Below are 25,924 nucleotides of genomic sequence, written 5' to 3'. Positions count from 1 at the left end.
GGCGTGTGCGCGGCACGCGCTCCGCACGGGCGGCGCGCTATTGTCGCCGCGCGGCCGGCGGGTTGTCACCCGACAGGAAACCCTGACGCATCCCGTCGGGCCCGCCCCGGCCGGTCTTTCCGGCCTGTTCGAGGATGAACTCTATGAACGTCGCGGTCGCGCGCGTGTGGTGCCGGTTCGGCATGTAGAGCATGTACATGTGCGTGCCGAAGATACTGAGCCGATACGCATCGAGCGACGTGACGACCGTGCCGCGCCGCATGTCGTCCTGCATCACGTAGTCGGGCACGATGCCGACCCCGATCCCGGCGAGAATCGCCTGGCGCAGGAACAGGAAGTTCTCCGAAATCAGCGTGGGCTCGAGCAGCACCTCGTGGCGTTCGTCGCCGAGATACGCGGCGATCCGCAGCTGCCGCCCGAGCACCGTCGCGGTGACGACCGGCGCGGCGGCCAGCGCGCCGAGGCTCGCCGGCATCCCGTGCGCGGCGGCGAACGCGGGCGACGCGCACGCGACGTAGCGCACCGCGCCCATGTCGCGCGCGACGAGGTTCTGCGGCGGCTCGGACATCACGCGGATCGCGATGTCGACCTCGTCGCGCATGAGGTCCTCCACGCGATTCTCGAACACGACGTCGAGCACGATGCCCGGATGCAGCCGCTTGAACGCGAGCAGCCAGTCGGACATCACCATCTGCCCGTAGCCGCTCGGCACCGACAGCCGCACGCGGCCCTGCAGGTCCTGGCCGAGCGTCGTCACCGATTCCTGCGCGGCAAGCAGCTCGTTGCGGATGCGCCGGCCGTGTTCGTACAGCTTCAGCCCGATCTCGGTCGGCTCGATGCGGCGCGTCGTGCGGCGCACGAGCTGCTGGCCGATCGAGCGTTCGAGCTGGTTCAGCCGGTAGCTGACGTTCGCGCGGCTCATCTTGAGCCGCTGCGCGGCCTTGCTCAGGTTGCCCGCATCGAGAATCTCGACGAGCAGCGTCAGCGCGTTCAGGTCCATGCCTGGTGTCTCCTGATCCGGCCCTTTGATGGCCCGGAAACCTTCAATGTCAAGTCAGACTTGACAGCTTGTAAAGGCGCGCGGGAATTGTCAATGAATCTCGATCAATCGAGAATCGAGTCATGCCCGGCAACCACGCCGGATCGTTTCCCGCCGCGCGGCATCAGGCTCGGAAGGCCGCATCGCTGGCCCGCCCCGACGACCGCTTCCGCCCGCGCGGCGCATCGCACTGGAGACACGATGAATTCATCCGCTTCCCCCGAATCCTCCCAGGCCGGCACCGTCACGCGCGAACGGCGCGACAAGGTGCTCGTCGTCACGATCGACCATCCGCCCGTCAACGCGTTGTCCGCCGACGTGCGGCGCGGCCTCGCCGACGCATTGGACGCCGCGCAGGCCGACGACGCGATCCGCGCGGTGCTGATCGTCGGCGCCGGCCGCAATTTCATCGCGGGCGCCGACATCCGCGAATTCGGCAAGCCGCCGGTGCCGCCGTCGCTGCCCGACGTGTGCGAGCGGATCGAGTCGAGCGCGAAGCCGGTCGTGGTCGCGCTGCACGGCGCGACGCTCGGCGGCGGCCTCGAGGTCGCGCTCGCCGCGCATTACCGGCTCGCGGTGCCCGGCGCGAAGCTCGGCCTGCCCGAAGTCACGCTCGGCCTGCTGCCCGGCGCGGGCGGTACGCAGCGCACACCGCGCCTGATCGGTGCGAAGGCCGCGCTCGACCTGATGCTGACGGGGCGTCACGCCAGCGCCGACGAAGCGCTCGCGCTCGGCCTCGTCGATCGCGTCGCGCACAGCGACGACACGCTCGCCGAAGGGCTCGCCTATGCGCAGGAACTCGTGTCGCTCGGCGCGCCGGCGCGGCGCACGCGCGATGCGCAGGGGCTTGCCGATCGCGCGGCCGCGCAGGCCGCGATCGACGCGGCGCGCGCCGAGCTGCCGAAGAAGTCGCGCGGGCTGTTCTCGCCCGCGAAGATCGTCGAAGCGGTCGAGGCGGCGCTCACGCTGTCGTTCGACGCGGGGATGAAGCTCGAGCGCAGCCTGTTCCTGCAATGCATCGACAGCCCGCAGCGCGCGGGCCTCGTGCACGCGTTCTTCGCGGAACGCGAGGCGGCCAAGGCGCCCGAGGCGCGCCGCGCGAGCGCACGGCCGGTCGAGCGGATCGGCGTGGTCGGCGGCGGCACGATGGGCGCGGGCATCGCGGTCGCGGCGCTCGACGCCGGGCTGCCGGTGACGATGATCGAGCGCGACGACGCGTCGCTCGCGCGCGGCCGCGCGCATGTGGAGAAGGTGTACGACGCGCTCGTCGCGAAGGGGCGGATGACGCCGGCCGCGCATGCGGCGCGGCTCGCGCGCTTCAAGGGCAGCACGTCGTACGATGCGCTCGCGCAGGCCGACGTCGTGATCGAGGCCGTGTTCGAGGACATGGCCGTGAAGAAGGCCGTGTTCGCCGAGCTCGCGCGCGTGTGCAAGCCGGGCGCGGTGCTTGCGACCAACACGTCGTATCTCGACATCGACGAGCTGGCCGCCAGCATCGACCGGCCGGCCGACGTGATCGGCCTGCATTTCTTCTCGCCGGCCAACGTGATGAAGCTGCTGGAGATCGTCGTGCCGGCGCGCGCGAGCGCGGACGTCGTCGCGACCGCGTTCGCGCTGGCCAAACAGCTGAAGAAGACGCCGGTGCGCGCTGGCGTGTGCGACGGCTTCATCGGCAACCGGATCCTCGCCGTCTACCGGACGGCGGCCGACTACCTGATGGAAGACGGCGCATCGCCGTACCAGATCGATCGCGCGGTGCGCGAATTCGGCTTCCCGATGGGACCGTTCCAGGTCGTCGATCTGGCGGGCGGCGACATCGGCTGGGCGACGCGCAAGCGCCGCGCGGCGACCCGCGACCCGCGCGCGCGCTACGTGGAGATTTCCGACCGGCTGTGCGAGCGCGGCTGGTTCGGGCAGAAGACCGCGCGCGGCTACTACCTGTATCCGGACGGCGCGCGCACCGGCACGCCGGACCCGGAAGTCGAGGCGATCGTCGCCGACGAGCGCGCGAAGAAGGGCATCACGCCGCGCACCTTCACCGACGACGAGATCATGCGCCGCTACCTCGCCGCGATGATCAACGAAGGCGCGAACGTCGTGCACGAGAAGATCGCGCTGCGCCCGCTCGACGTCGACGCGGTGTTCCTGTACGGCTACGGCTTCCCGCGCTATCGCGGCGGCCCGATGCACTACGCGGACACGGTCGGCCTCGCGAACGTGCTGGCCGACATCCGCGCGTTCGCGAAGGAGGATCCGCTGTTCTGGAAGCCTTCGCCGCTGATCGTCGAGCTGGTCGAGCGCGGCGCAGGTTTCGCGAGCCTCAACCATATCGACTGAACGTTCACCGCATTCGCAACGGACTCACGATGGATCTCAATTTCACACCCGAAGAGGAAGCGTTTCGCACCGAAGTGCAGCGCTTTCTCGCCGCCGAACTGCCCGCGCGCATCGCGCGCAAGGTAAGGGGCGGTCTGCATCTGACGCGCGACGACATGCGCGAATGGCACGCGATCCTCAATGCGCGCGGCTGGCTCGCGAGCCACTGGCCGCGCGAGTATGGCGGCCCCGGCTGGAGCGTCGCGCAGAAATTTCTGTTCGACAACGAATGCGCGCTCGCGGGCGCGCCGCGCATCGTGCCGTTCGGCGTGAACATGCTCGGGCCCGTGCTGATCAAGTACGGCAGCGACGCGCAAAAGCGCCACTGGCTGCCGCGCATTCTCGACGGCCGCGACTGGTGGTGCCAGGGCTATTCGGAGCCGGGCGCCGGTTCAGACCTCGCGTCGGTGAAGACGAGCGCCGTGCGCGACGGCGACCACTATGTCGTGAACGGGCAGAAGACGTGGACCACGCTCGGCCACTACGCGAACATGATCTTCTGCCTGGTGCGCACCGCGACCGACGTGCGCAAGCAGGAGGGCATCAGCTTCCTGCTGATCGACATGGCGACGCCCGGTGTCGAAGTGCGCCCGATCGTCACGCTCGACGGCGAGCACGAGGTGAACGAGGTGTTCTTCACCGACGTGCGCGTGCCCGTGGCGAACCTGGTCGGCGAAGAGAATCGCGGCTGGACGTACGCGAAATACCTGCTCACGTACGAACGCACCAACATCGCCGGGATCGGCTTCTCGACGGCCGCGCTCGAGCGGCTGCGCGCGGTCGCCGCGCAGGTCACGAAGAACGGCCGGCCGCTCGCGGACGATCCGTTCTTCGCGGCGCGCATCGCCCGCGTGGAGATCGAGCTCGAGAACATGCGCACGACCAACCTGCGCGTGCTGGCCGCGGTCGCGGGCGGCGGCGTGCCGGGCGCGGAAAGCTCGATGCTGAAGATTCGCGGCACGCAGATCCGCCAGGAGATCACCGCGCTGATGCGCCGCGCGATGGGGCCTTACGCGCAGCCGTTCGTCGAGGAGGCGCTCGACGCCGATTACGACGGCGAGCCGCTCGGCCCGGACGGGGCCGCCAGCGCCGCGCAGCAGTATTTCAACAACCGCAAGCTGTCGATCTTCGGCGGCTCGAACGAGATCCAGAAGAACATCATCGCGAAGATGATGCTCGGGCTGTAACGAGGGACGCGACGATGGATTTCCAGCACACAGAAGACCGCCGGATGCTGGCGGACACGTTGAACCGGTTTATCGCCGAACAATATGCGTTCCCCGTGCGCGACCGCATCGCGCAGTCGGCCGACGGATTCGATCGCGCGATGTGGCGGCGCTTCGCCGAACTCGGCGCGATCGGCGCGCTGTTTCCCGAAGCCGACGGCGGCTTCGGCGGCGCGGGTTTCGATATCGCCGTCGTGTTCGAATGCCTCGGGCGCGGGCTCGTCGTCGAGCCGTTCCTCGGTGCGCTGCTCGCGGGCCGCGCGCTGTCGCTGGCCGGCGGCGACGCGCATCGCGACAAGCTCGCCGCGTTGATCGACGGCAGCGCGAGCGCTGCATTCGCGCACGACGAGCCGGGCTCGCACTACGAACTGACGACGGTGCGCACGCGCGCCGAGCGCACCGCCGACGGCTGGGTGCTGACCGGCGCGAAGGGTGTCGTCGACCAGGGCGCGCAGGCGGCGTTCCTGGTCGTCAGCGCGCGCGTGTCCGGCGATGACGACGACGCGGCCGGCATCGGCCTGTTCGTCGTGCCGGCCGACGCGCCGGGCGTGTCGCTGCGCGACTACCGGAAGATTGACGGCGGCCACGCGGCCGAAGTGCGCTTCGAGCGCGTCGTGTTGCCGGCCGATGCCGCGCTCGGCGCGCCGGATGCGCATGACGGAGAAGCCGGCGCCATGCTGCTCGAGCGCGTGCTCGGCTACGGGCTGCTCGCGCTGTCGGCGGAAGCGCTCGGCGCGATGGACGTCGCGAAGGACGCGACACTCGACTACCTGCGCACGCGCAAGCAGTTCGGACTGCCGATCGGCAGCTTCCAGGCGCTGCAGCACCGGATGGCCGACCTGCTGCTGGAAGTCGAGCAGGCGCGCTCGGCGGTGATCAACGCGGCCGCGCAGCTCGATGCGCCGCGCGCGGTGCGCGAGCGCGCGCTCGCGGCGGCGAAATACAGCATCGGCCGGATCGGCACGCTCGTCGCCGAGGAGAGCATCCAGCTGCACGGCGGGATCGGGATGACGTGGGAGCTGCCGTTGTCGCATTACGCGAAGCGGCTCGTGATGATCGATCACCAGCTCGGCGACGAGGATCACCATCTCGCGCGCTACATCGCGCTGTCGAAGCAGTAAAGGCATACGACGCGAATGGAGGAGACAAGGATGACGAACGACGCGCGCGCATTGCCGCTGGCCGGCGTGAAGGTGCTCGATTTTTCGCGCGTGCTGGCGGGCCCGTGGAGCGCGATGGTGCTCGCCGATTTCGGCGCGGACGTGATCAAGGTCGAGCATCCGGCGCGCGGCGACGACACGCGCGACTGGGGGCTGCGGATCGGCGACACCGAGACGACCTATTTCAACAGCGTGAACCGCAGCAAGCGCTCGATCTGCATCGACCTGCAGACCGAAGAAGGGCAGCGCATCGCGCGCGAGCTGGCCGCGCAGGCCGACGTGCTGATCCACAACTTCAAGTTCGGCGGCGCGGAGAAGCTGGGCCTCGGCTACGACGCGCTCGCGGAATTGAACCCGCGGCTCGTGCACTGCGCGATTTCCGGCTACGACCGCTCGGGCCCGGAGGCCGCGCGGCCCGGCTACGACCTCGTCGTGCAGGGCGAGGCCGGGCTGATGGCACTGAACGGCGAGGCCGGCCAGCCGCCGCTGAAGTTCGGCGTCGCGGCGGTCGACCTGTTCACCGGCATGTATTCGGCGCAGGCGATCCTCGCCGCGCTGTACGAGCGCCACGCGACCGGCCGCGGACGGCGCATCGAGATGGCGCTGTTCGACTGCGGGTTGATGATCACCGCGTACTACGGGCTCGATGCGTTGCTGATGGGCGAGGATCCGCCGCGCTACGGCAACGCGCATCCGTCGATCGTGCCGTACGGCGTGTTCGATGCAGCCGACGGCCCGCTCGTGATCACGGTCGGCAACAACACGCAGTTCGCGCGTTTCTGCGATGCGATCGAGCGGCCCGACCTCGCGGCGGACGATCGCTACCGGACCAATCTCGGCCGCTCGGAGAACCGCGCCGCGCTGCTGCCGGAGATTCGCGGCGAACTCGCGCGGCGGCCGCGCGCGATGCTGCTTGCGGCGCTGGCCGATGCGGGCATTCCGTGCGGCGAGGTGCTCGGGCTGCACGACGCGCTCACGTCGGAGCGTGCGAGTCGCGCGGGGCTCGTCACGCGGCAGCCGCATCCGGTCGCGGGCGGCGTCGACGTGCTCGCGCCGCCGTACCGCTTCGACGGTGCGCGGCTGCCGGTGCGCGGTGCGCCGCCGGTGCTCGGCGCCGATACGGACGACGTGCTCGGCAGCTGGCTTGGATTGTCGCCGGACGCGCTGGCGCGGCTGCGCGCGGACCGCGTCGTGTAGCGCGTTTCATGGATTGCCGCCGCGGCGCGGGCGGAGCAGTCGATGCGCGCCGACCATCCATAAGACACGCCTCGCGAACGACGAGGGGACACCGGAGACACCATGGAGCATTCCGTCATCGAATCGGTCACGGCGCGCCGTGACTACCAGCAGCTCGTGCGTGCGCGGCGCCGCTTCAGCTTCACGCTGACGGCGCTGATGATCGCCACCTACTACGGCTTCATCCTGCTCGTCGCGCTTGCCCCGCACGTGCTGGCCGCGCCGCTGTACCGCGGCGCGACGACCACGGTCGGGATCGTCGCGGGCGTCGCGATCATCCTGGTCGCGATCGGCCTGACCGCGTGCTACGTGCTGCGCGCGAACCGTGCGTTCGACCGCCGCGTCGACGCGATCCTGCAACGTTCGTGACGGAGGCCGACATGCGACGCATCTCGAGCGCGCCCGGCGCGCTGGCCATTCTCGTTTCCTCTACCGCGCACGCGAGCGCCGTCGCGGGGCCGATGCCCGACAAGGTCGAGCTGAACCCGGTCGCGATCGCGATGTTCTTCGCGTTCGTGTTCGCGACGCTCGCGCTCACGCGCTGGGCCGCGCGCCGCACGCGCTCGACGCGCGACTTCTACACGGCCGGCGGCGGCATCACCGGCCTGCAGAACGGGCTCGCGATCGCGGGCGACTACATGTCGGCCGCGTCGTTCCTCGGGCTGTCGGGGATGGTGTTCATGTTCGGCTTCGACGGGCTGATCTACTCGATCGGCTTCCTGGTCGGCTGGCCGTTCGTGATGTTCCTGATCGCCGAGCCGCTGCGCAACCTCGGCAAGTTCACGTTCGTCGACGTCGTCGCGTACCGCTTCGCGCAGCGGCCGATCCGGCTGCTGACGTCCGCGAACGCGCTGACGATCGTCGTGCTCTACCTGGTCGTGCAGATGGTCGGCGCGGGCAAGCTGATCCAGCTGCTGTTCGGGCTGTCGTACGGCACGGCCGAGCTGATCGTCGGCGTGCTGATGGTCGTGTACGTGTTCTTCGGCGGGATGACCGCGACCACCTGGGTGCAGGTGATCAAGGCCGTGCTGCTGCTGTGCGGCGCGACGCTGCTCGCGTTGCTCGCGCTGGGCGAGTTCGGCTTCAGCGTCGACGAGATGTTCCGCCGCGCGGTGGCCGTGCATCCGGGCGCGCTGTCGATCATGTGGCCCGGCAAGCTGATCCGCGATCCGGCCAACGCGCTGTCGCTCGGCATCGCGCTGATGTTCGGCACGGCCGGCTTCCCGCACATCCTGATGCGCTTCTTCACGGTGCCGAACGCGAAGGAGGCGCGCAAGTCGGTGCTCTACGCGACCGGCTTCATCGGCTACTTCTATCTGCTCACGTTCGTGATCGGCTTCTCGGCGATCGTGCTGCTCGCGCAGCATCCGGAATTCTTCCGGCTCGGCGCGAACGGCACCTTCAACCTCACGCACGACCTGCTCGGCGGTTCGAACATGGTCGCGGTGAAGCTCGCGCAGGCGGTCGGCGGCAACTGGTTCTACGGCTTCATCGCGGCCGTCACGTTCGCGACGATCCTCGCGGTGGTCGCCGGGCTGACGCTCGCCGGCGCGACCACGATCTCGCATGACCTGTACGCGCAGATGTGGGCGCGCGGCAAGCCCGACGAGCGGCTGGAGATGCGCATCTCGCGCGCGGCGACGATCGGGTTGTCCGCCGTCGCGATCGCGCTGTCGATCCTGTTCGAGCACGTGAACGTCGCGTTCATGGTCGGTCTCGTCGCGGCGGTGGCCGCCAGCGCGAATTTCCCGGTGCTCGCGATGTCGATCTTCTGGCGCGGGATGACGACGCGCGGCGCGGTGCTCGGCGGCGGCCTGGGCCTCGCGTCGGCGGTGGCGCTCACGGTGCTGTCGAAGTCGGTGTGGGTCGACGTGCTGCACCACGCGCATGCGCCGGTGTTCCTCGACAACCCGGCGCTCGTGTCGGTGCCGCTGGCGTTCGTCGGGATCGTCGTCGGCTCGCTCGCGGACCGCGGCGAGCGCGCGCGACGCGAGCGCGAGGCGTTCGCGCGGCAGGAGTTCTACGCGCAGACGGGCGTGCTGGCCGGCGAGGCCGTGCAGCACTGATTCGTCGGATGAAACGATCGATCCGTCCGGATCGCCGGACGGATATTTTCCGGAAATCCGGAATCCCGGATTTCCTTGCCTGCCGCATTATGAGAAATACAATGAAAACAACGGCTTGAGGGGTTCCGGAAACCTGGCATCGACCTTGCAATATGAAAAGCACGGCCATCCCCCCGGCCCGACTATTAAACCAAGGAGACAATCGATGACCACTGCCTTCCATCCCCTCCGGACGTCCTGAGGCATCGCTTGTTGCGGCACGGCAGCCGCGCGGGCGAGTGACTTTTCCCCTGGGCATTCGTCCGCGCGCGTGACGCCGTCTCCACCGGCTCATCATCTACTTCAGCAGGAACCATCGTGAAGAAGAAACCCTTCTACAAAGTGCTCTATGTGCAGGTGATCTTCGCCATCATCGTCGGCGTGATCCTCGGCCACTTCTATCCGGCGCTCGCCACCGACATGAAACCGCTCGGCGACGGCTTCATCAAGCTGATCAAGATGGTGATCGGACCGATCATCTTCTGTACGGTCGTCACCGGCATCGCCGGCATGGAGGACATGAAGAAGGTCGGCCGCGTCGGCGGCAAGGCGCTGCTGTACTTCGAGATCGTGTCGACCTTCGCGCTGCTGCTCGGCCTCGCGGCCACGCACCTGCTGCGCCCGGGCGTCGGCTTCAACATCGATCCGGCGACGCTCGACGGCAAGGCCGTCGCGTCGTACGCGGCCAAGGCGCACGGGCAGTCGACGGTCGACTTCCTGATGCACATCATCCCGAACACGATGGTCGATGCGTTCGCGCAGGGCGAAATCCTGCAGATCCTGCTGATCGCGCTGCTGTTCGGCAGCGTGCTCGCGCACCTCGGCGAACGCGGCAAGGTCGTCACCGATTTCATCGACGGCCTCACGCGCGTGCTGTTCGGCATCGTGCACATCGTCACGAAGCTGGCGCCGATCGGCGCGTTCGGCGCGATGGCGTTCACGATCGGCAAGTACGGCGTCGGCTCGCTGGTGCCGCTGCTCAAGCTGATCGGCACGTTCTACCTGACCTCGGTCGTGTTCGTGCTGGTCGTGCTCGGCGCGATCGCGCGCGTGACGGGCTTCTCGATCATCCGCTTCGTGTCGTACATCAAGGAAGAGCTGCTGATCGTGCTCGGCACGAGCTCGTCGGAAGCCGCGCTGCCGCAGCTGATGGAAAAGCTCGAGAAGGCCGGCTGCTCGCGCTCGGTGGTCGGCCTCGTCGTGCCGACCGGCTACTCGTTCAACCTCGACGGCACCAACATCTACATGACGATGGCCGTGCTGTTCATCGCGCAGGCGACCAACATCGAACTGACGTGGATGCAGCAGCTCACGCTGCTCGCCGTCGCGATGCTGACGTCGAAGGGCGCGAGCGGCGTCACGGGCGCGGGCTTCATCACGCTCGCCGCAACGCTCGCCGTCGTGCCGACGATCCCGCTGTCGGGCATGGTGCTGATCCTCGGCATCGACCGCTTCATGAGCGAATGCCGCGCGCTGACCAACATCGTCGGCAACGGCGTCGCGACCGTCGTCGTGTCGGCCTGGGAGAAGGAGCTCGACCGCAACAAGCTGCGCCAGGCGCTGAAGGGCGGCGGCGAGGTCACGACGACCGAGACGGCCGGCGTCTGACGTCATGAAGGAGCAGGCGGCGGCGCCGCTCGCCGGCGGCGCGCCGCGCGGCGGCCCGGGCGAACGCGGCAGCGGTGCGGAGCCCTATGACACAATAGGCGATCCGCATCGCCAGGAAGTCACGTCCGTGAAGCGCCGCCTGCTCATCCTCGTCGTGCTTGCCGCCGCGCTCGCGGCGGCGTGCGCGCTGACGTGGACCATCACGTGGCGGCGCGGCGTCGCGGAGCTGCAGCGCAACGCCGCGGTGCGCGTCGACCGCACCACCAACGCGCTCAAGAGCACGCTCGACCGCTACGAGTCGCTGCCGTATCTGCTCGGCAGCCACCCGTACGTGCAGGACGTGCTTGCCGAGCCGAAGCGCGCCGACTTCACCGCGCGCGCAAACCGCTATCTCGAAGACCTCAACGAACACGCGCACGCGACCGTCACTTACGTGATCGGCGCGGACGGCCTGTGCGTCGCCGCGAGCAACTGGCGCGCGCCCGACAGCTTCGTCGGGACCGGATACCAGTTTCGTCCGTATTTCATCGATGCGATGGGCGGCCGGGTCGGCCGCTTCTTCGGGATCGGCACGATCTCGCGCGATCCCGGCTACTACATCTCGCAGCCGGTGTGGCGCGACGGCAGGATCGCGGGCGTCGTCGTCGTGAAGCTCAATCTCGAATGGTTCCAGGGCGCCGACGCGTCCGAGCCGCTCGTCGTCGCGGACGATCACGGCGTCGTGTTCCTGTCGTCCGTGCCCGCGTGGAAATACCACACGCTGCATCCGTTGACCGGGCCCGTCGCCGCGTCGATCTACGAGACGCGCCAGTATGCGCAGCAACCCGTCACGCCGCTGCCGCTGCGCGTCGAACAGGTGCTCGACGCCGACGCGGAGATCGTGCGCCTCGGCCACGGCCGGCGCGCGCCGCGTTTCCTCGCGAGCAAGCGGCGGATCGGCGAGCCCGACTGGCTGCTGGTGACGCTCGCGCCGATCGCGCCGATCGACGCCGACGCGCGCAACGCGACGATCGTCACCGGCTTCGGCTTCGTGTCGGTCGCGTTGCTCGCGTTCTACTGGCGCATGCGCCGCGCCCGCGTGCGCGAGATGATCCGCGGCCGCGCGTTGCTGCAGCAGGCGTATGCGGAGCTGAACCGGCGCGTCGAGGAGCGCACGGCCGACCTGTCGGAGGCGAACGAGCAATTGCAGAAGGAAGTCGGCGACCGGATCCGCGCGGAACAGGAACTGCGCGCCGCGCACGACGAACTGATCCAGGCGAGCAAGCTCGCCGCGCTTGGCCAGATGGCGGCCGGCATCACGCATGAACTGAACCAGCCGCTCGCGGCGCTGCGCAGCTTCTCGGACAACACGCGCGTGCTGCTCGACCGCGGAGAGCAGGCGGCCGCACGCGAGAACCTCGAGGCGATCGCGGCGCTGACCGAGCGGATGGGCAAAATCACCAACCAGCTGAAGCTGTTCGTCGGCCGCGCGAAGCCGCGCAACGAACAGGCGCTCGTCGTGCGCGCGCTGCGCAGCGTGCTGTCGCTGCTAGGCGACCGGCTGCGCGGCGTCGCGCTCACGCTGACGCTGCAGGACGCGACCGTGTCGCCCGCGCGCGACGCACCGCTCGATCTCGCGTGCGACTATCCGGAGCTCGTCGCCCGCTGCGAGGACCTGCGCCTCGAACAGGTGCTGATCAACCTGCTCGGCAACGCGCTCGACGCGGTCGCGGGCGTTGCGTCGCCGGCGATCGAAGTGACGATCGCGGTGTCGGTCGCGACGCTCGCGGTCGAAGTGCGCGACAACGGCCCGGGCATCGCGCCCGACTTGCTGCCGCGCTTGTTCGAACCGTTCTTCACCACCAAGGAAATGGGGCGCGGGCTCGGGCTGGGCCTCGCGATCTCGTCGTCGATCGCGAGCGACGCGGGCGGCGCGCTGACCGCGCGCAATGCACCGTCCGGCGGTGCGCTGTTCGTCTTGACGCTGCGGCGCGCGCGCACGCATCATCCGGACTCGGTGTCGGAGCCGGCGGGCTCGCACTAGGGCCGGTTCGCCGCACGACCGGCATCAACGAGAGCCGCGCGCGCCAGTGTCGCGCGGCGTGTCAGGAGCAAGTGACCAAGATGGCCAACCGGCTGCAAGTGATCTATATCGAAGACGATGCGCTCGTTCGCCGGGCGAGCGTGCAGAGCCTCCAGCTCGCGGGGTTCGACGTCGTCGGGTTCGAGTCGGCCGAGGCGGCCGACAAGGCGATCGTCGCGGAAACCGCCGGCGCGATCGTCAGCGACATCCGCCTGCCTGGCGCGAGCGGGCTCGACCTGCTCGCGCAGTGCCGCGAGCGCGTGCCCGACGTGCCGGTGATCCTCGTCACCGGCCACGGCGACATCTCGATGGCCGTGCAGGCGATGCGCGACGGCGCGTACGACTTCATCGAGAAACCGTTCGCGGCCGAGCGGCTGATCGAGACCGTGCGGCGCGCGCTCGAGCGGCGCGAGCTCGTGCTCGAGAATCACGCGCTGCGGCGCGAGCTGGCCGGGCAGAACGTCGTCGCGCCGCGCATCATCGGCCGCAGCCCGGCGATCGAGCAGGTGCGCAAGCTGATCGCGAACGTCGCGCCCACCGATGCGTCGGTGCTGATCAACGGCGACACGGGCGCCGGCAAGGAGCTGATCGCGCGCAGCCTGCACGAGCTGTCGCCGCGTCGCGACAAGCCGTTCATCGCGGTGAACTGCGGCGCGCTGCCGGAGCCGATGTTCGAGTCCGAGATGTTCGGCTACGAGCCCGGCGCGTTCACCGGCGCCGCGAAGCGTCGCGTCGGCAAGCTCGAATACGCATCCGGCGGCACGCTGTTCCTCGACGAAATCGAAAGCATGCCGCTCGCGCTGCAGGTGAAGCTCCTGCGCGTGCTGCAGGACGGCGTGCTCGAGCGGCTCGGCTCGAACCAGCCGATCCGCGTGAACTGCCGCGTCGTCGCGGCCGCCAAAGGCGACATGAGCGAACTCGTCGCGGCCGGCGCGTTCCGGCGCGACCTGCTGTACCGGCTCAACGTCGTGACGATCGCGCTGCCGCCGCTCGCCGAGCGCCGCGAGGACATCGTGCCGCTGTTCGAGCACTTCATGCTCGACGCGGCCGTGCGCTACGGGCGGCCGGCGCCCGTGCTGACCGACCGGCAGCGGGCGAGCCTGATGCAGCGCGACTGGCCCGGCAACGTGCGCGAGCTGCGCAACGCGGCCGACCGGTTCGTGCTCGGCGTCGCCGACATGCCGCCGGAAGCCGGTGCGGGCGGCGACGCGGCCGACAGCGACCAGACGCTGAAGGAGCGTATCGAGCAGTTCGAGCGCGCGGTGATCGCCGAAGCGCTGAACCAGACGGGCGGCGCGGTCGCCGCGACGGCCGACCGGCTGCACGTCGGCAAGGCGACGCTGTACGAGAAGATGAAGCGCTACGGGCTGTCGGCGAAAGGCGAAACCGAGCGCTGAAAAAGCAACGGACCGCGGAACCGGGCAGGCCGGTCGGGCGGTCCGTGGTGCGGGGCAGCGCGCGGCGGGCGCCCCGGCGAGCCTCGTCGGGCGGCGCTCAGGCCGCGTTGGCGTCGAGCGCCTTCTTGAGCAGCGCGTCGAGTTCCGCGAATTGCGGGGCGCCGACGTAGCGTTTCAGGATCTTGCCGTCCTTGTCGACGACGAAGGTCGTCGGCGTGAGCTGCACGTTGCCGAACTGCTTCGCGACGCTGCCGTCGTCGAGCGCGACCTTGAACGGCAGCTGGCGCGTCTGCGCATAGTTCGCGACGTACATCGGCGGATCGTAGTTCATCGCGACCGCGACGAATTCCAGCCCCTGGCCCTTGAAGCGATTGTAGGTATCGACCATCTGCGGCATTTCCTGCATGCAGGTCGCGCAGCTCGTCGCCCAGAAGTTCACGAGGTACACCTTGCCCTTCAGGTCGCCGGCCGTCGACACCTTCTGGCCCGACAGCAGCGTGAACGTCGCGTCCGGCACGGTGGACTTGCCGTTGAACGCGAAGAAGCCGGCAACGGCGATGGCCGCGACGACGACGGCCGCGGCGATATAGCGGGCGGGGCCGGTGCGGCGCTGGGCGGGAGGCGTGGTGTTCATCTGCGGTGCTCTCGGAGTCGGTCGATGACGCGCATCGATGCAAAGGACGTCGAAATTCGGCGCTTATTTTAGCGCGAATGCGGCGCGCGCACCGGTGGCCGCCGCGCATACCGGATGCCGGCTTCGGCGGATAATGGGCGTTTTGCCTGTCCCCATCACCGCCATGCCGAAGGAAGTCATCGATTCGTTGCGCCCCCTTTTTCGTCCGCTGCGACACTACGCCGCGCTCGTGTGTGTCGGCGCGGCGCTGGCCGCGTGCTCGCCATCGTATGACTGGCGTACGCTGCACAACGACGCCGGTTACACGATCGACCTGCCGGCGAAGCCCACCGTCGAGGATCAGCCGGTGGCGGTCGGCGGTGCGTCGATGCCGATGCGGATGCAGGCCGCGCACGTCGACGGCGCGGTGTTCGCGGTCGGCACGCTGACGCTGCCCGACGACCGCGACGACACGCGTCGCGCGGCGCTCGAGTTCCTGCGCGCCGGGTTGTCGCGCAATCTCGAAGGTGTGCCACGGACGGCGTCGGTGCCGGTGCCGCTCGCGGCCGGCGGCGCGGTGAACGGGCTCGAACTGCGCGTCGCGGGCGCGGCCAGCGGCGGCGACCATTCGCACAAGACGATCGTCGCGCGGCTCGTGGCACGAGGCCGGCACGCTTACCAGGCCGTCGCGATCGCCGACCGGCCGCTTGCGCAGGAGCAGCTCGACCAGTTTTTCGGCTCGTTCAAACTCGACTGACGGCGGCCGGCGAGGGCGCTCGGACTCTCCGTGACAATTGAAAGTTCATTCGCAGCTTTCGGCGCTAATCGACGGATTTTGCGGGGATTTTTCGGCTATCCACAGCGCATGTGGATAACTTTGTTGAAAAGTGGGCCGAATCTCCCGCAAAGCCGCGCCGGACGGCCTTCCGGTATATTTGACAGCTCGCGCCCCGTTTGAGAAAAATCAATTAAAACAACGAGATACGAATTTCGCGATGGAGCGTCGCCCACGCTGCACGATCGGACGCCGGATTCGTGAAATTGTGCATAAGTCAAGTCTTGACAGCCGTATTTTGTCCTTCGAGGGCGTTCACAGCGCCGTGAGCGCACGCCGGTAGCGGATCGCTTCGGCGATCTGCGCGGCGGTAGGCCACGGGTCGCCGGCCAGATCGGCGATCGTGCGTGCGACCTTCAGCACGCGGAAATATGCGCGTGCCGACCAGCCGAAGCGCTCGCCGGCCTCGCGCAGCAGCCGCTCGCCGTCGTCCGTCGGCCGGCACAGATCGTCGGTTTCGCGGCCGCTCAGCATGTGATTGGTCTTGCCCTGCCGCTCGAGTTGCAACGCGCGCGCCCGGGCGACCCGCGCGGCGACGGCCGCGCTCGGCTCGCCCGGTGCCGTCGCGCGCGACGCGAGCTCGGCCGGCGACAGCGCGGGCAGGTCGATCTGGATGTCGATGCGATCGAGCAACGGACCCGACAGCTTGCGCAGGTAGCGCGTGGCGACATCCGGCGTGCAGCGACAGCGCCCGGACGGATCGCCGTGCCAGCCGCACGGACACGGATTCATCGCGGCGATCAGCTGGCACGCGGCGGGGAAGTCGGCCTGCTGCGCCGCCCGCGAGATCGTGATGCGGCCGGCCTCCAGCGGCTCGCGCAGCATTTCCAGCACGTGCCGGTCGAATTCGGGCAGCTCGTCGAGAAACAGCACGCCGAGGTGCGCGAGCGTGATTTCTCCAGGCTGCGGCGGGTTGCGGCCGCCGACCAGCGCGGCGGCGCTCGACGAATGGTGCGGCGAGCGGAACGGACGCCGCCGCCACTGCGACGGCGAGAAGCCGATGCGGCTCGCGGAAAGAAGCGCTGCCGACGTCAGCGCCTCGTCGTCGGTCAGCGGCGGCAGCAGGCCGGGCAGCCGCGCGGCGAGCATCGACTTGCCGGCGCCGGGCGGCCCGATCATCAGCATGTGGTGGCCGCCTGCGGCCGCGACTTCGAGCGCGCGCCGGGCGCCGCGCTGGCCGACGACGTCCGCGAGATCGGGCGCGGCCGGCGCCGGCACGCCGTCGAGGCAGGGCGCCGCGACCGGCGCGAGCCGCGCATCCGGCGCACCGGCCAGGTGCGCGCACAGCGCGGGAAGGTCGGGCGCGCCGAACACGGTGACGCCCGGCACCAGCGCAGCCTCGGCCGCGCTGTCAAGCGGCAGGTACAGCTCGGGCGGGCGCGACGCGGCCGTCGCGCCGGTTATCGCGACGCGATCGACGCCGGAATGGCCGCTGGAACCGGGGCTGGCGCCGAGACCGGAATCGAGGTCCGCTCCAACGCGACCGGCGTGGCTGGCATGGTCCGCGCGCCAGTCGCGCGCCGCACCGCACGCCATCGCGAACGCGCCGCGCATCGGCCGCAGCGCGCCGGTCAGCGACAGTTCGCCCGCGAATTCGCGGCCGACCAGCGTGTCGGCCGGCAGCTGGCCGTTCGCGGCGAGAATGCCGAGCGCGATCGGCAGGTCGAAGCGGCCCGACTCCTTCGGCAGGTCGGCCGGCGCGAGATTGACGGTGATGCGCCTGACGGGGAAGTCGAATCCGCAGTTCTGCAGCGCGGCGCGCACGCGCTCGCGGCTTTCGCGGACTTCGAGATCGGGCAGGCCGACGATCGAGAACGACGGCAACCCGTTGGCAAGGTGAACTTCGACGGTGACGTCCGGCGCGCGGCCGGCCGCCGGCGCGCGACTGCGCACCACGGCGAGCGACATGGCGAGGCTCCTGTAGGTGGATCGTGCGGGCAACGGCCGTTGGTGGCCGCATGCCGCGGGAATCGGAGGAATCGGTGCGCGCTGCCGGCGTGGCGCGGGAAAGAACGAGGAACGACGAACTGCGGGGAACGACGAACTGCCAAGAGCCAGGAACAGCGGCGAAGAACAGCGAAGCGCGACGTCACGACTCGCTGACCGGCCGATTTCCGGGTGGCGGGCGCGGGCCGCACGAGGCGGCCCGCGCCCGGACCGGTCGGTCGGGTGGGGGCGTCAGGCCTGGGACGCTGCGAGCTTCTGCTCGAGTTCCGCGACGCGCTTCTCGAGTTCCTCGAGACGCACGCGAGTGCGGGCGAGCACCTGCGCCTGCGTGTCGAACTCCTCGCGCGTGACGAGATCGAGCTTCGAGAAGCCTTGCGACAACATGGCCTTCACGTTGCGCTCGACGTCCTTGGCCGGCGAGTTTTTCAGCAGGTCGCTGACGCGCGACTGCAGGTCGTTGAAAACATCGCTGGGTTGCTTCATGAGATTTCCCTTCCTTGCACAAAAATTGTGCATCTTCAGTTGCATACGTGCCCATGATGCACGCATGACCGGAAATGGTGCGCCTGCGGCGCGATTTCCGGGCATGGCGCCCGCATGGGTGAATGGCCCGGTGAGCCGGGACGTGCGTGCACTCTAGCAACGATCCTTTCGACGCGCCAGCAAACCGGGCCATGTTGGCCATTCGGCCGGGCTTTCGCACCTTTCAGCAGTCGATGTGACCCTGTTCGGAAGCCGTTCGAGGCGGTGTTCGCACGCACATGGCATGCGAGTTGCTGAGGAGAGAGCGTCACACCATTCCAACCAATTCGACGGGACCACCCAGCGAGAGGACTTCATGAAACTGATTACCGCAATCATCAAGCCGTTCAAGCTCGATGAGACGCGCGAAGCGCTCTCAGCGCTCGGCGTCTCGGGCATCACGGTCACGGAGGTCAAGGGATTCGGGCGCCAGAAGGGGCATACCGAGCTGTACCGGGGCGCCGAATACGTGGTCGATTTCCTGCCCAAGATGAAGATCGAGGCAGCCGTGTCCGACGATCTGGTCGATCAGGCCGTCGAGGCGATCGAGCGGGCCGCCCGCACCGGCAAGATCGGCGACGGAAAGATCTTCGTCACGCCGATCGAGCAAGTGATCCGGATCCGGACCGGGGAGACCGGCGCTGACGCGCTGTAACAGACAAAGACAAGCGACAAGAGGAAACCCGAGATGCGCAAACTTCTGATGTCCCTGCTGATGGCCGGCTCGCTGATCGCGGCCGGTGTCGGCCCCGCGCTCGCCGACGACGCGGCTTCCGCCGCCGCTGCGTCCGCGCCCGCCGCAACGGCGTCCGATGCGTCGGCCGCCGCCGCACCGGCCGCTTCGGCGCCGGCCGCCACGGAAGCATCGGCACCTGCCGCTGCCGCCGCCCCTGCTTCTGGCGCCGCGTCCGACGCCGCCGCCGCGGCCTCCGCGCCGGCCGCACCCGCCGCGCCGACCGAGCCGTTCTCCGTCGATTCGTCGAAGATCAGTGCCGGCGACACCGCGTGGATGCTGACGTCCACCGCGCTCGTGCTGTTCATGACGATCCCGGGCCTTGCGCTGTTCTATGCGGGCATGGTCCGCAAGAAGAACGTGCTCGCGACCGTGATGCAGAGCTTCGCGATCACCGCGGTGATCACGGTGCTGTGGACGGTGGTCGGCTACAGCCTCGCGTTCACGCCGGGCAATGGCTTCATCGGCGGGCTGTCGCGCGCGTTCCTGCACGGGATGACCTACGTGAAGGGCGACAAGGCGACCACGCTGACCGTCAGCCACCTCGCGACGACGATTCCGGAGTCCGTGTACTTCGTCTACCAGATGACGTTCGCGATCATCACGCCGGCGCTGATCTGCGGCGCGTTCGCCGACCGCATGAAGTTCTCGGCGATGCTCGTGTTCATGGCGCTCTGGTCGCTGGTGGTCTATGTGCCGATCGCGCACATGGTGTGGGAGCCGACCGGCTGGCTGTCGGCGGACGGCGTGCTCGACTTCGCGGGCGGCACGGTGGTGCACATCAACGCCGGTATCGCGGGCCTCGTGTCGTGCCTGATGCTCGGCAAGCGCATCGGCTTCGGCCGTGAATCGATGGCGCCGCACAACCTCGTGCTGACGATGATCGGCGGCTCGATGCTGTGGGTCGGCTGGTTCGGCTTCAACGCAGGTTCCGCGGTCGCGGCCGACGGCCGTGCCGGCTTCGCGATGCTGACGACGCAAGTCGCGACGGCGTGCGCGGCGCTCGGCTGGATGTTTGCCGAATGGATCTCGCACGGCAAGCCGTCGGTGCTCGGCATCGTGTCCGGCGCGGTCGCGGGCCTCGTCGCGATCACCCCGGCCGCAGGCTTCGTCGGCGTGACGGGTGCGCTCGTGATCGGTATCGCGGCAGGCGTCGTGTGCTTCTGGTCGGCCACGTGGCTCAAGTCGAAGCTCGGCTACGACGATTCGCTCGACGCGTTCGGCGTGCACGGCATCGGCGGGATTCTCGGCGCGCTGCTGACGGGCGTGTTCGCGATCAAGGACATCGGCGGCGCCGACGGCAGCCTGCTGCTGCAGGCGAAGGGCGTGCTGATCACGCTGGTGTACAGCGGCGTGCTGAGCTTCGTGCTGCTGAAGCTGATCGACCTGACGATCGGCCTGCGCGTGACCGAAGAGGAAGAGCGCGAAGGCCTCGACGTGGTGCTGCACGGCGAGCACGTCGAATAAGTCGTACGGATGACCGCGGGCCGCCGCGCAGACGGCGCCCGCCCCGAATGAGCGCAGCGACTTCGGCCCGCCCTCCCGGCGGGCTTTTTTTCTCCTGCCGCGTGCTGCCGTAGCGCATAACCCTTCAGGCTATCGGGTCAATAGCCGAAAACTTCCTCCAAATCCTTGCGAAGCCGGGAACAATCCCCAAATGGGCAGGGCAATTGCTCTACAATCTCCATTCTCCCGCTCGCGAGTGATTCATGGTTCCCCACCTCGTTACCGCGTTGAACGGTCCGCTGCTCGAGCTCGAGCAGAAGATCCTCGACGCGACGCCGGCGATCGAACGCTGGTTCAGGCTCGAATGGCAGGAACACACCCCGCCGTTCTATTGTTCGGTGGACCTGCGCAACGCCGGTTTCAAGCTGGCGCCCGTCGACGCGAACCTGTTCCCCGGCGCGTTCAACAATCTGCCGTCCGAAGTGCTGCCGCTCGCCGTTCAGGCCGCGATGGCCGCGATCGAGAAGATCTGCCCGGACGCGAAGAACCTGCTCGTGATCCCCGAGCTGCCGACCCGCAACGCGTTCTACCTCGAAAACGTCGCGCGGCTCGCGACGATCATGCGTCAGGCCGGCCTGAACGTGCGCTTCGGCTCGCTCGACCCGAGCATCACCGACATGACGCCGATCACGCTGGCCGACGGCCAGAAGATCGTGCTCGAGCCGCTCGAGCGTTCGCAGCGCCGCCTCGGCCTGAAGAATTTCGATCCGTGCTCGATCCTGCTGAACAACGACCTGTCGGCTGGCATTCCGGCCGTGCTGGAAAACCTGCACGAGCAATACCTGCTGCCGCCGCTGCACGCGGGCTGGGCCGTGCGCCGCAAGTCGACGCACTTCTCGTGCTACGACGACGTCGCGAAGAAGTTCGCGAAGATGGTCGGCGTCGATCCGTGGATGGTGAATCCGTATTTCGCGCACGTCGAAGGCGTCGACTGGCAGGGCCATGAAGGCGAGCAGGCGCTCGCCGACGCGATCGACGGCGTGCTGAAGAAGATCGCGCGCAAGTATCGCGAATACGGAATCAGCGAAAAGCCGTACGTCGTCGTGAAGGCCGACGCGGGCACCGCGGGCCGTGGCGTGATGACCGTGCACGACGCAGCCGAGATCGGCCGCATGTCGAAGGCCGAGCGCGCGCAGATGGCCGAGTCGAAGGCCGGCCTCGCGGTGCGCGACGTGATCGTGCAGGAAGGCGTGTATACGTTCGAGCGCGTCGGCGACGAAGTCGCGGAGCCGGTCGTGTACATGATCGACCGCTACGTGGTCGGCGGTTTCTACCGCACGCACGGCGGCCGCGAGCGCGACCAGAACCTGAACGCGCCCGGCATGCATTACGTGCCGCTCGGCTTCGAGCACACCGCGCTGCCGGATGCGGGCGCCAAACCGGGCGCCGCGCCGCCGAACCGTTTCTACATGTACGGCGTCGTCGCGCGCCTGTCGCTGATCGCGTCGTCGATCGAACTGGAAAAGACCGATCCCGAAGCCATCCAGGTGTAACGGCTTCGCTACGTACAGGACCCGCATGGACATTCTCTTTATCGCCGACCCGCTCGAGCGCTTCAAGATCTACAAGGATTCGACCTACGCGATGATGGCGGAAGCCGCGCGGCGCGGGCATGCGGTGTACGCATGCCAGCCGCATCAGCTCGCGTGGACGGGCTCGGGCGTCGAGGCGGACGTGCAGCGCGTGACGATCGTCGGCGACACGGCCGATCTGCATCGTCATCCGTGGTACGAGGCTGGCACGCACGAATCGCGTCAGCTGACGTCGTTCGGCGCGGTGCTGATGCGCAAGGATCCGCCGTTCGACATGGAGTACGTGACGGCCACCTGGATGCTCGAGCTTGCCGAGCGTGCGGGCGCACGCGTGTTCAACAAGCCGCAGTCGATCCGCGATCACTCGGAGAAGCTCGCGATCGGCGAGTTTCCGCAGTTCGTCGCGCCGACGCTCGTCACGCGCGACGCCGCGCGCTTGCGTGCGTTTCACGCCGAGCATGGCGACGTGATCGTGAAGCCGCTCGACGGCATGGGCGGGATGGGCGTGTTCCGCGTGAAGGCCGACGGGATGAATCTCGGCGCGATCATCGAGATGCTCGGCCACGACGGCACGCGCTCGCTGATGATCCAGAAGTTCATTCCCGAGATCACGGCCGGCGACAAGCGCATTCTGCTGATCGCGGGCGAGCCGGTGCCGTATTCGCTCGCGCGGATTCCGCAGGGCAGCGAAGTGCGCGGCAATCTCGCGGCGGGCGGGCTCGGCGTCGCGCAGCCGCTGACGCCGCGCGACCGCGAAATCGCCGAGACGCTGGGGCCGGTGCTCGCCGCGCGCGGGCTGCTGCTGGTTGGCCTCGACGCGATCGGCGACTGGCTGACCGAGGTGAACGTGACGAGCCCGACGTGCTTCCGCGAAATCATGGAGCAGACGGGTTTCGACGTCGCCGCGATGTTCATCGACGCGCTGGAGCGGGCGGCCGCATAGCCCGCTTTTCACGCAAGCCCGGCGGCGGCCGCGCAGGTCCCCCGTCGCCGGAGCGATTCGACCGGCCTGCTACAATGCCCGCTTGCCAGGCGCCGCGACCCGCGGGCCGAAGGCCCGGCGGTCGGGCCGAAACCGTTGCAAGGCTGAACATGAAACGATTCCCTCATTCGCTACGCTCGTTGCCCCGCTGCGGGGCGTCGGCCCGCCAGGGGCGGCCGGGGGCGGTCTGACATGGCCGGGATTCTGATCATCGCGCACGCACCGCTCGCCACCGCGCTGCGGGACTGCATCGCGCACATCTACGGCGGCGTGCCCGCGCGCATCGGCTGCATCGACGTGCTGGCCGACAGCGATCCTGCCCAGGTGATGGCGTTCGCGCACGCGGAGCTTGCGCGGCTCAGGGAAGAGAACGGGGTCGTCGTGCTGACCGACATGTACGGCGCGACGCCCGCGAACATCGCGGGTCAGCTCGCGAAGCTCGACAACGTGCGCGTGCTGGCGGGCGTGAACCTGCCGATGCTGGTGCGGGCCGTCTGCTACCGAACCGTGCCGCTCGACAAGCTCGTCGACAAGGCGCTGTCCGGCGGCGCGAAGGGCGTCCACGAGGTGTCGGCCGGCACGCCGCCGCCGCCGTCGGAAACCGGCTGCGGCCAATGCGCGCCGATTCCGCCCGAGCCGCAACCGCGCACCGAATCGCACTGACCGTCCCGTTTTCCGTTTTAGACTGACCCGCCGACGCACGTCGCCGGCGGCCTCGACCGACCCGACCGAGAATCATGCTTCAACAAGAAACCACCATCGTCAACAAATTGGGGCTCCATGCGCGCGCATCGGCCAAGCTTACGCAACTGGCCGGCAATTTCCAGTCGGAAGTCTGGATGACACGCAACGGACGCAAGATCAACGCGAAGAGCATCATGGGCGTGATGATGCTCGCCGCGGGCATCGGCAGCACCGTGACGATCGAGACCGAAGGTCCCGACGAACGCGAGGCGATGGATGCGCTGCTCAAGCTGATCGCGGACAAGTTCGGCGAAGGTCAGTGATCCCCGCGCGGGATCGTTGTCGTTTCGAAGCAGAATGCCGCGTTCGTCGCGGCATTTTTTTCGTCCGCCGCATTGATGCGGAAGCCGCAATGCTGCGCTGCACGCAGTCAGCACGGAGGTACGGAATTTATAATCGCTAACCGGGGTCATAAGCGCATCGCAGCAGTGTGCCGCGGCTTTACATGTACAGAGGAGGTGCGCGTGTCCTTCACGCTGCATGGCATTCCCGTCTCACGTGGTATCGCGATCGGGCGAGCGTATCTGATCGCGCCGGCGGCGCTCGACGTCGCCCATTACCTCGTCGAGGCGAACCAGATCGACGCCGAGGTCGAGCGCTTCCGCACGGCGCGCGAGGTCGTGCATCACGAACTCGAGGCGCTGCGCGCCGACCTGACCGACGACACCCCGACCGAAGTGGGCGCGTTCATCGACGTCCACGCGATGATCCTGGGCGACGCGATGCTCGTGCAGGAGACCATCGACCTGATCCGCACGCGGCGCTACAACGTCGAATGGGCGCTGACCGAGCAGCTCGAGCTGCTCACGCGCCACTTCGACGACATCGAGGACGAATACCTGCGCGAGCGCAAGGCCGACATCGAGCAGGTGGTCGAGCGCGTGCTGAAGGCGCTCGCCGGTGCGCCGTCGGCGTCGCAGGCGCTCGATCGCGCGGCCGCGCATGGCCAGAACGAGATGATCGTCGTCGCGCACGACATCGCGCCGGCCGACATGATGCAGTTCAAGTCGCAGTCGTTCCAGGCGTTCGTCACCGATCTCGGCGGCCGCACGTCGCACACGGCGATCGTCGCGCGCAGTCTCGGCATTCCGGCGGCGGTCGGCGTCCAGCATGCGAGCTCGCTGATCCGGCAGGACGACCTGATCATCGTCGACGGCGACCAGGGGATCGTGATCGTCGATCCCGCGCCGATCGTCCTGGAGGAATATTCGTACCGCCAGTCCGAGAAGCTGCTCGAGCAACGCAAGCTGCAGCGCCTGAAGTTCTCGCCGACGCAAACCCTGTGCGGCACGAAGATCGAGCTGTACGCGAACATCGAGCTGCCCGACGACGCGAAGGCGGCGGTCGCGGCCGGCGCGGTCGGCGTCGGGCTGTTCCGCTCCGAGTTCCTGTTCATGCATCAGAAGGAGATGCCGGAGGAGGAGGAGCAGTTCGCCGCGTACAAGCGCGCGGTCGAATGGATGAAGGGTATGCCGGTGACGATCCGCACGATCGACGTCGGCGCGGACAAGCCGCTCGAGGCGCTCGACGAAGGCTATGAGACGGCGCCGAACCCGGCGCTCGGCTTGCGCGCGATCCGCTGGAGCCTGTCCGAGCCGCAGATGTTCCTCACTCAGCTGCGCGCGATCCTGCGCGCGTCCGCGTTCGGCCAGGTGAAGATCCTGATTCCGATGCTCGCACACGCGCAGGAGATCGACCAGACGCTCGACCTGATCCGCGAGGCGAAGCGCCAGCTCGACGACGCGGGGCTCGCTTACGATCCGAACGTGCGCATCGGCGCGATGATCGAGATTCCGGCCGCGGCGATCGCATTGCCGCTGTTCCTGAAGCGCTTCGATTTCCTGTCGATCGGCACGAACGACCTGATCCAGTACACGCTCGCGATCGATCGCGCGGACAACGCGGTCGCGCACCTGTACGACCCGCTGCATCCGGCGGTGCTGCACCTGATCGCCTATACGCTGCGCGAAGCGAAGCGGGCGGGGGTGTCGGTGTCGGTGTGCGGGGAGATGGCGGGCGACCCGGCGCTCACGCGTCTGTTGCTGGGAATGGGCCTCACCGAGTTCTCGATGCATCCGAGCCAGCTGCTGGTCGTGAAGCAGGAGATCCTGCGTGCGCACCTGAAGGCGCTCGAGAAACCCACGGCCGACGTGCTGGCCGCATTCGAGCCGGAGGAAGTGCAGGCGGCGCTCAAGCGCCTGGCGGTCGCCGAGCCGCGCGCGGACGCAGCCGCCTAGGCAGCACGGGCCGCGCCGCGGCAGTTTCGCGAAGGTTGCGAAACGTCACGCATGCGCGCCCGGC

The 25,924-nt window shown here is 68.5% G+C and carries 21 protein-coding genes; 17 read left to right on the top strand and 4 right to left on the bottom strand.

The annotated features are described in order from the left end of the window. Positions 1-37: 37 nt before the first annotated feature. Complete coding sequence (locus WS51_RS24770) at positions 38-1,000, bottom strand: LysR family transcriptional regulator (protein ID WP_059451532.1); 963 nt, start codon at positions 998-1,000, stop codon at positions 38-40. Between the two features lie 240 nt (positions 1,001-1,240). Here WS51_RS24770 and WS51_RS24765 point away from each other — a divergent pair, with 240 nt between their 5' ends. The 9 genes from WS51_RS24765 to WS51_RS24725 all read left to right on the top strand — a co-directional run bounded on the left by WS51_RS24765 (position 1,241) and on the right by WS51_RS24725 (position 14,209). Beyond that, positions 1,241-3,376 carry a 3-hydroxyacyl-CoA dehydrogenase NAD-binding domain-containing protein gene (locus WS51_RS24765; RefSeq protein WP_059944946.1) on the top strand — a complete coding sequence of 712 codons (2,136 nt, stop codon included), beginning with the start codon at positions 1,241-1,243 and terminating at the stop codon, positions 3,374-3,376. Positions 3,377-3,405: 29 nt separating this feature from the next. Continuing rightward, the gene (locus WS51_RS24760) at positions 3,406-4,602 is read left to right on the top strand and encodes an acyl-CoA dehydrogenase family protein (RefSeq protein WP_069229886.1); all 1,197 of its coding nucleotides are present in this window, start codon (positions 3,406-3,408) and stop codon (positions 4,600-4,602) included. A 14-nt stretch (positions 4,603-4,616) separates the two neighbouring features. Next, positions 4,617-5,762: an acyl-CoA dehydrogenase family protein gene (locus WS51_RS24755; protein ID WP_059791020.1), complete on the top strand. Its 1,146-nt coding sequence runs from the start codon at positions 4,617-4,619 to the stop codon at positions 5,760-5,762. A 30-nt stretch (positions 5,763-5,792) separates the two neighbouring features. After that, positions 5,793-6,998 carry a CaiB/BaiF CoA transferase family protein gene (locus tag WS51_RS24750; RefSeq protein WP_059544941.1) on the top strand — a complete coding sequence of 402 codons (1,206 nt, stop codon included), beginning with the start codon at positions 5,793-5,795 and terminating at the stop codon, positions 6,996-6,998. Positions 6,999-7,100: 102 nt separating this feature from the next. Continuing rightward, positions 7,101-7,406 (top strand): DUF485 domain-containing protein, encoded by a 306-nt coding sequence (locus WS51_RS24745; RefSeq protein ID WP_059451527.1) that lies wholly within the window; start codon positions 7,101-7,103, stop codon positions 7,404-7,406. Positions 7,407-7,417: 11 nt separating this feature from the next. Further along, positions 7,418-9,103, top strand: a complete 1,686-nt coding sequence (gene actP, locus WS51_RS24740) for a cation/acetate symporter ActP (RefSeq protein ID WP_069230038.1) — start codon at positions 7,418-7,420, stop codon at positions 9,101-9,103. A 357-nt stretch (positions 9,104-9,460) separates the two neighbouring features. Continuing rightward, positions 9,461-10,750, top strand: a complete 1,290-nt coding sequence (locus WS51_RS24735) for a dicarboxylate/amino acid:cation symporter (RefSeq protein ID WP_059451525.1) — start codon at positions 9,461-9,463, stop codon at positions 10,748-10,750. Between the two features lie 4 nt (positions 10,751-10,754). Further along, entirely contained in the window at positions 10,755-12,773 is a 2,019-nt protein-coding gene (locus WS51_RS24730; RefSeq protein ID WP_059768642.1) for a sensor histidine kinase, read from the top strand. 80 nt (positions 12,774-12,853) lie between these two features. After that, the gene (locus WS51_RS24725; protein WP_059507810.1) at positions 12,854-14,209 is read left to right on the top strand and encodes a sigma-54-dependent transcriptional regulator; all 1,356 of its coding nucleotides are present in this window, start codon (positions 12,854-12,856) and stop codon (positions 14,207-14,209) included. 97 nt (positions 14,210-14,306) lie between these two features. Here the strand turns inward: WS51_RS24725 and WS51_RS24720 are convergent, their stop codons facing one another. Continuing rightward, positions 14,307-14,843 carry a TlpA disulfide reductase family protein gene (locus WS51_RS24720; RefSeq protein ID WP_059451522.1) on the bottom strand — a complete coding sequence of 179 codons (537 nt, stop codon included), beginning with the start codon at positions 14,841-14,843 and terminating at the stop codon, positions 14,307-14,309. Positions 14,844-15,006: 163 nt separating this feature from the next. Between WS51_RS24720 and WS51_RS24715 the strand changes: the two genes are divergently transcribed. After that, entirely contained in the window at positions 15,007-15,579 is a 573-nt protein-coding gene (locus WS51_RS24715) for a hypothetical protein (protein ID WP_060346111.1), read from the top strand. 333 nt (positions 15,580-15,912) lie between these two features. Here the strand turns inward: WS51_RS24715 and WS51_RS24710 are convergent, their stop codons facing one another. Together WS51_RS24710 and WS51_RS24705 are read right to left on the bottom strand one after the other, a co-directional pair. Next, positions 15,913-17,565 carry a YifB family Mg chelatase-like AAA ATPase gene (locus WS51_RS24710; protein WP_069229885.1) on the bottom strand — a complete coding sequence of 551 codons (1,653 nt, stop codon included), beginning with the start codon at positions 17,563-17,565 and terminating at the stop codon, positions 15,913-15,915. A gap of 270 nt (positions 17,566-17,835) precedes the next feature. Then, positions 17,836-18,087: an accessory factor UbiK family protein gene (locus tag WS51_RS24705; RefSeq protein ID WP_006398174.1), complete on the bottom strand. Its 252-nt coding sequence runs from the start codon at positions 18,085-18,087 to the stop codon at positions 17,836-17,838. Between the two features lie 355 nt (positions 18,088-18,442). Here WS51_RS24705 and WS51_RS24700 point away from each other — a divergent pair, with 355 nt between their 5' ends. From WS51_RS24700 to ptsP, 7 genes are all read left to right on the top strand, one after another. Next, on the top strand, positions 18,443-18,781 hold the full coding sequence (locus tag WS51_RS24700; protein ID WP_006398175.1) for a P-II family nitrogen regulator: 339 nt from the start codon (positions 18,443-18,445) through the stop codon (positions 18,779-18,781). Between the two features lie 33 nt (positions 18,782-18,814). After that, complete coding sequence (locus WS51_RS24695) at positions 18,815-20,326, top strand: ammonium transporter (protein ID WP_059507806.1); 1,512 nt, start codon at positions 18,815-18,817, stop codon at positions 20,324-20,326. 242 nt (positions 20,327-20,568) lie between these two features. Continuing rightward, the gene (gshA, locus tag WS51_RS24690; protein ID WP_059451518.1) at positions 20,569-21,858 is read left to right on the top strand and encodes a glutamate--cysteine ligase; all 1,290 of its coding nucleotides are present in this window, start codon (positions 20,569-20,571) and stop codon (positions 21,856-21,858) included. Positions 21,859-21,883: 25 nt separating this feature from the next. Beyond that, a complete protein-coding gene (gene gshB / locus WS51_RS24685) occupies positions 21,884-22,840 on the top strand; it encodes a glutathione synthase (RefSeq protein ID WP_059507805.1) in 957 nt (318 codons plus the stop codon). A gap of 231 nt (positions 22,841-23,071) precedes the next feature. Further along, positions 23,072-23,542, top strand: coding sequence for a PTS sugar transporter subunit IIA (locus tag WS51_RS24680; RefSeq protein WP_059451516.1), 471 nt, complete (start codon positions 23,072-23,074; stop codon positions 23,540-23,542). A gap of 74 nt (positions 23,543-23,616) precedes the next feature. Then, positions 23,617-23,886, top strand: coding sequence for an HPr family phosphocarrier protein (locus WS51_RS24675; RefSeq protein ID WP_006477716.1), 270 nt, complete (start codon positions 23,617-23,619; stop codon positions 23,884-23,886). 201 nt (positions 23,887-24,087) lie between these two features. Then, complete coding sequence (gene ptsP / locus WS51_RS24670) at positions 24,088-25,860, top strand: phosphoenolpyruvate--protein phosphotransferase (protein WP_069230037.1); 1,773 nt, start codon at positions 24,088-24,090, stop codon at positions 25,858-25,860. Positions 25,861-25,924: the final 64 nt, after the last annotated feature.

This window comes from Burkholderia territorii (assembly GCF_001718335.1).
Lineage (GTDB): Bacteria > Pseudomonadota > Gammaproteobacteria > Burkholderiales > Burkholderiaceae > Burkholderia > Burkholderia territorii.
Note: the sequence above shows the minus strand (reverse complement) of the source record. Positions and strands in the feature narration are given on the sequence as shown.

Bases quoted from the DNA above. Each gene is read 5' to 3' on its own strand.
- WS51_RS24745 (WP_059451527.1), top strand. From the start codon at position 7,101: ATGGAGCATTCCGTCATCGAATCGGTCACGGCGCGCCGTGACTACCAG.
- WS51_RS24755 (WP_059791020.1), top strand. From the start codon at position 4,617: ATGGATTTCCAGCACACAGAAGACCGCCGGATGCTGGCGGACACGTTG.
- WS51_RS24760 (WP_069229886.1), top strand. From the start codon at position 3,406: ATGGATCTCAATTTCACACCCGAAGAGGAAGCGTTTCGCACCGAAGTG.
- WS51_RS24765 (WP_059944946.1), top strand. From the start codon at position 1,241: ATGAATTCATCCGCTTCCCCCGAATCCTCCCAGGCCGGCACCGTCACG.
- WS51_RS24725 (WP_059507810.1), top strand. From the start codon at position 12,854: ATGGCCAACCGGCTGCAAGTGATCTATATCGAAGACGATGCGCTCGTT.
- WS51_RS24705 (WP_006398174.1), bottom strand. From the start codon at position 18,087: ATGAAGCAACCCAGCGATGTTTTCAACGACCTGCAGTCGCGCGTCAGC.
- WS51_RS24680 (WP_059451516.1), top strand. From the start codon at position 23,072: ATGGCCGGGATTCTGATCATCGCGCACGCACCGCTCGCCACCGCGCTG.
- WS51_RS24730 (WP_059768642.1), top strand. From the start codon at position 10,755: ATGAAGGAGCAGGCGGCGGCGCCGCTCGCCGGCGGCGCGCCGCGCGGC.
- WS51_RS24715 (WP_060346111.1), top strand. From the start codon at position 15,007: ATGCCGAAGGAAGTCATCGATTCGTTGCGCCCCCTTTTTCGTCCGCTG.
- gshA (WP_059451518.1), top strand. From the start codon at position 20,569: ATGGTTCCCCACCTCGTTACCGCGTTGAACGGTCCGCTGCTCGAGCTC.
- WS51_RS24695 (WP_059507806.1), top strand. From the start codon at position 18,815: ATGCGCAAACTTCTGATGTCCCTGCTGATGGCCGGCTCGCTGATCGCG.
- gshB (WP_059507805.1), top strand. From the start codon at position 21,884: ATGGACATTCTCTTTATCGCCGACCCGCTCGAGCGCTTCAAGATCTAC.
- actP (WP_069230038.1), top strand. From the start codon at position 7,418: ATGCGACGCATCTCGAGCGCGCCCGGCGCGCTGGCCATTCTCGTTTCC.
- WS51_RS24700 (WP_006398175.1), top strand. From the start codon at position 18,443: ATGAAACTGATTACCGCAATCATCAAGCCGTTCAAGCTCGATGAGACG.
- WS51_RS24770 (WP_059451532.1), bottom strand. From the start codon at position 1,000: ATGGACCTGAACGCGCTGACGCTGCTCGTCGAGATTCTCGATGCGGGC.
- WS51_RS24710 (WP_069229885.1), bottom strand. From the start codon at position 17,565: ATGTCGCTCGCCGTGGTGCGCAGTCGCGCGCCGGCGGCCGGCCGCGCG.
- WS51_RS24720 (WP_059451522.1), bottom strand. From the start codon at position 14,843: ATGAACACCACGCCTCCCGCCCAGCGCCGCACCGGCCCCGCCCGCTAT.
- WS51_RS24750 (WP_059544941.1), top strand. From the start codon at position 5,793: ATGACGAACGACGCGCGCGCATTGCCGCTGGCCGGCGTGAAGGTGCTC.
- WS51_RS24675 (WP_006477716.1), top strand. From the start codon at position 23,617: ATGCTTCAACAAGAAACCACCATCGTCAACAAATTGGGGCTCCATGCG.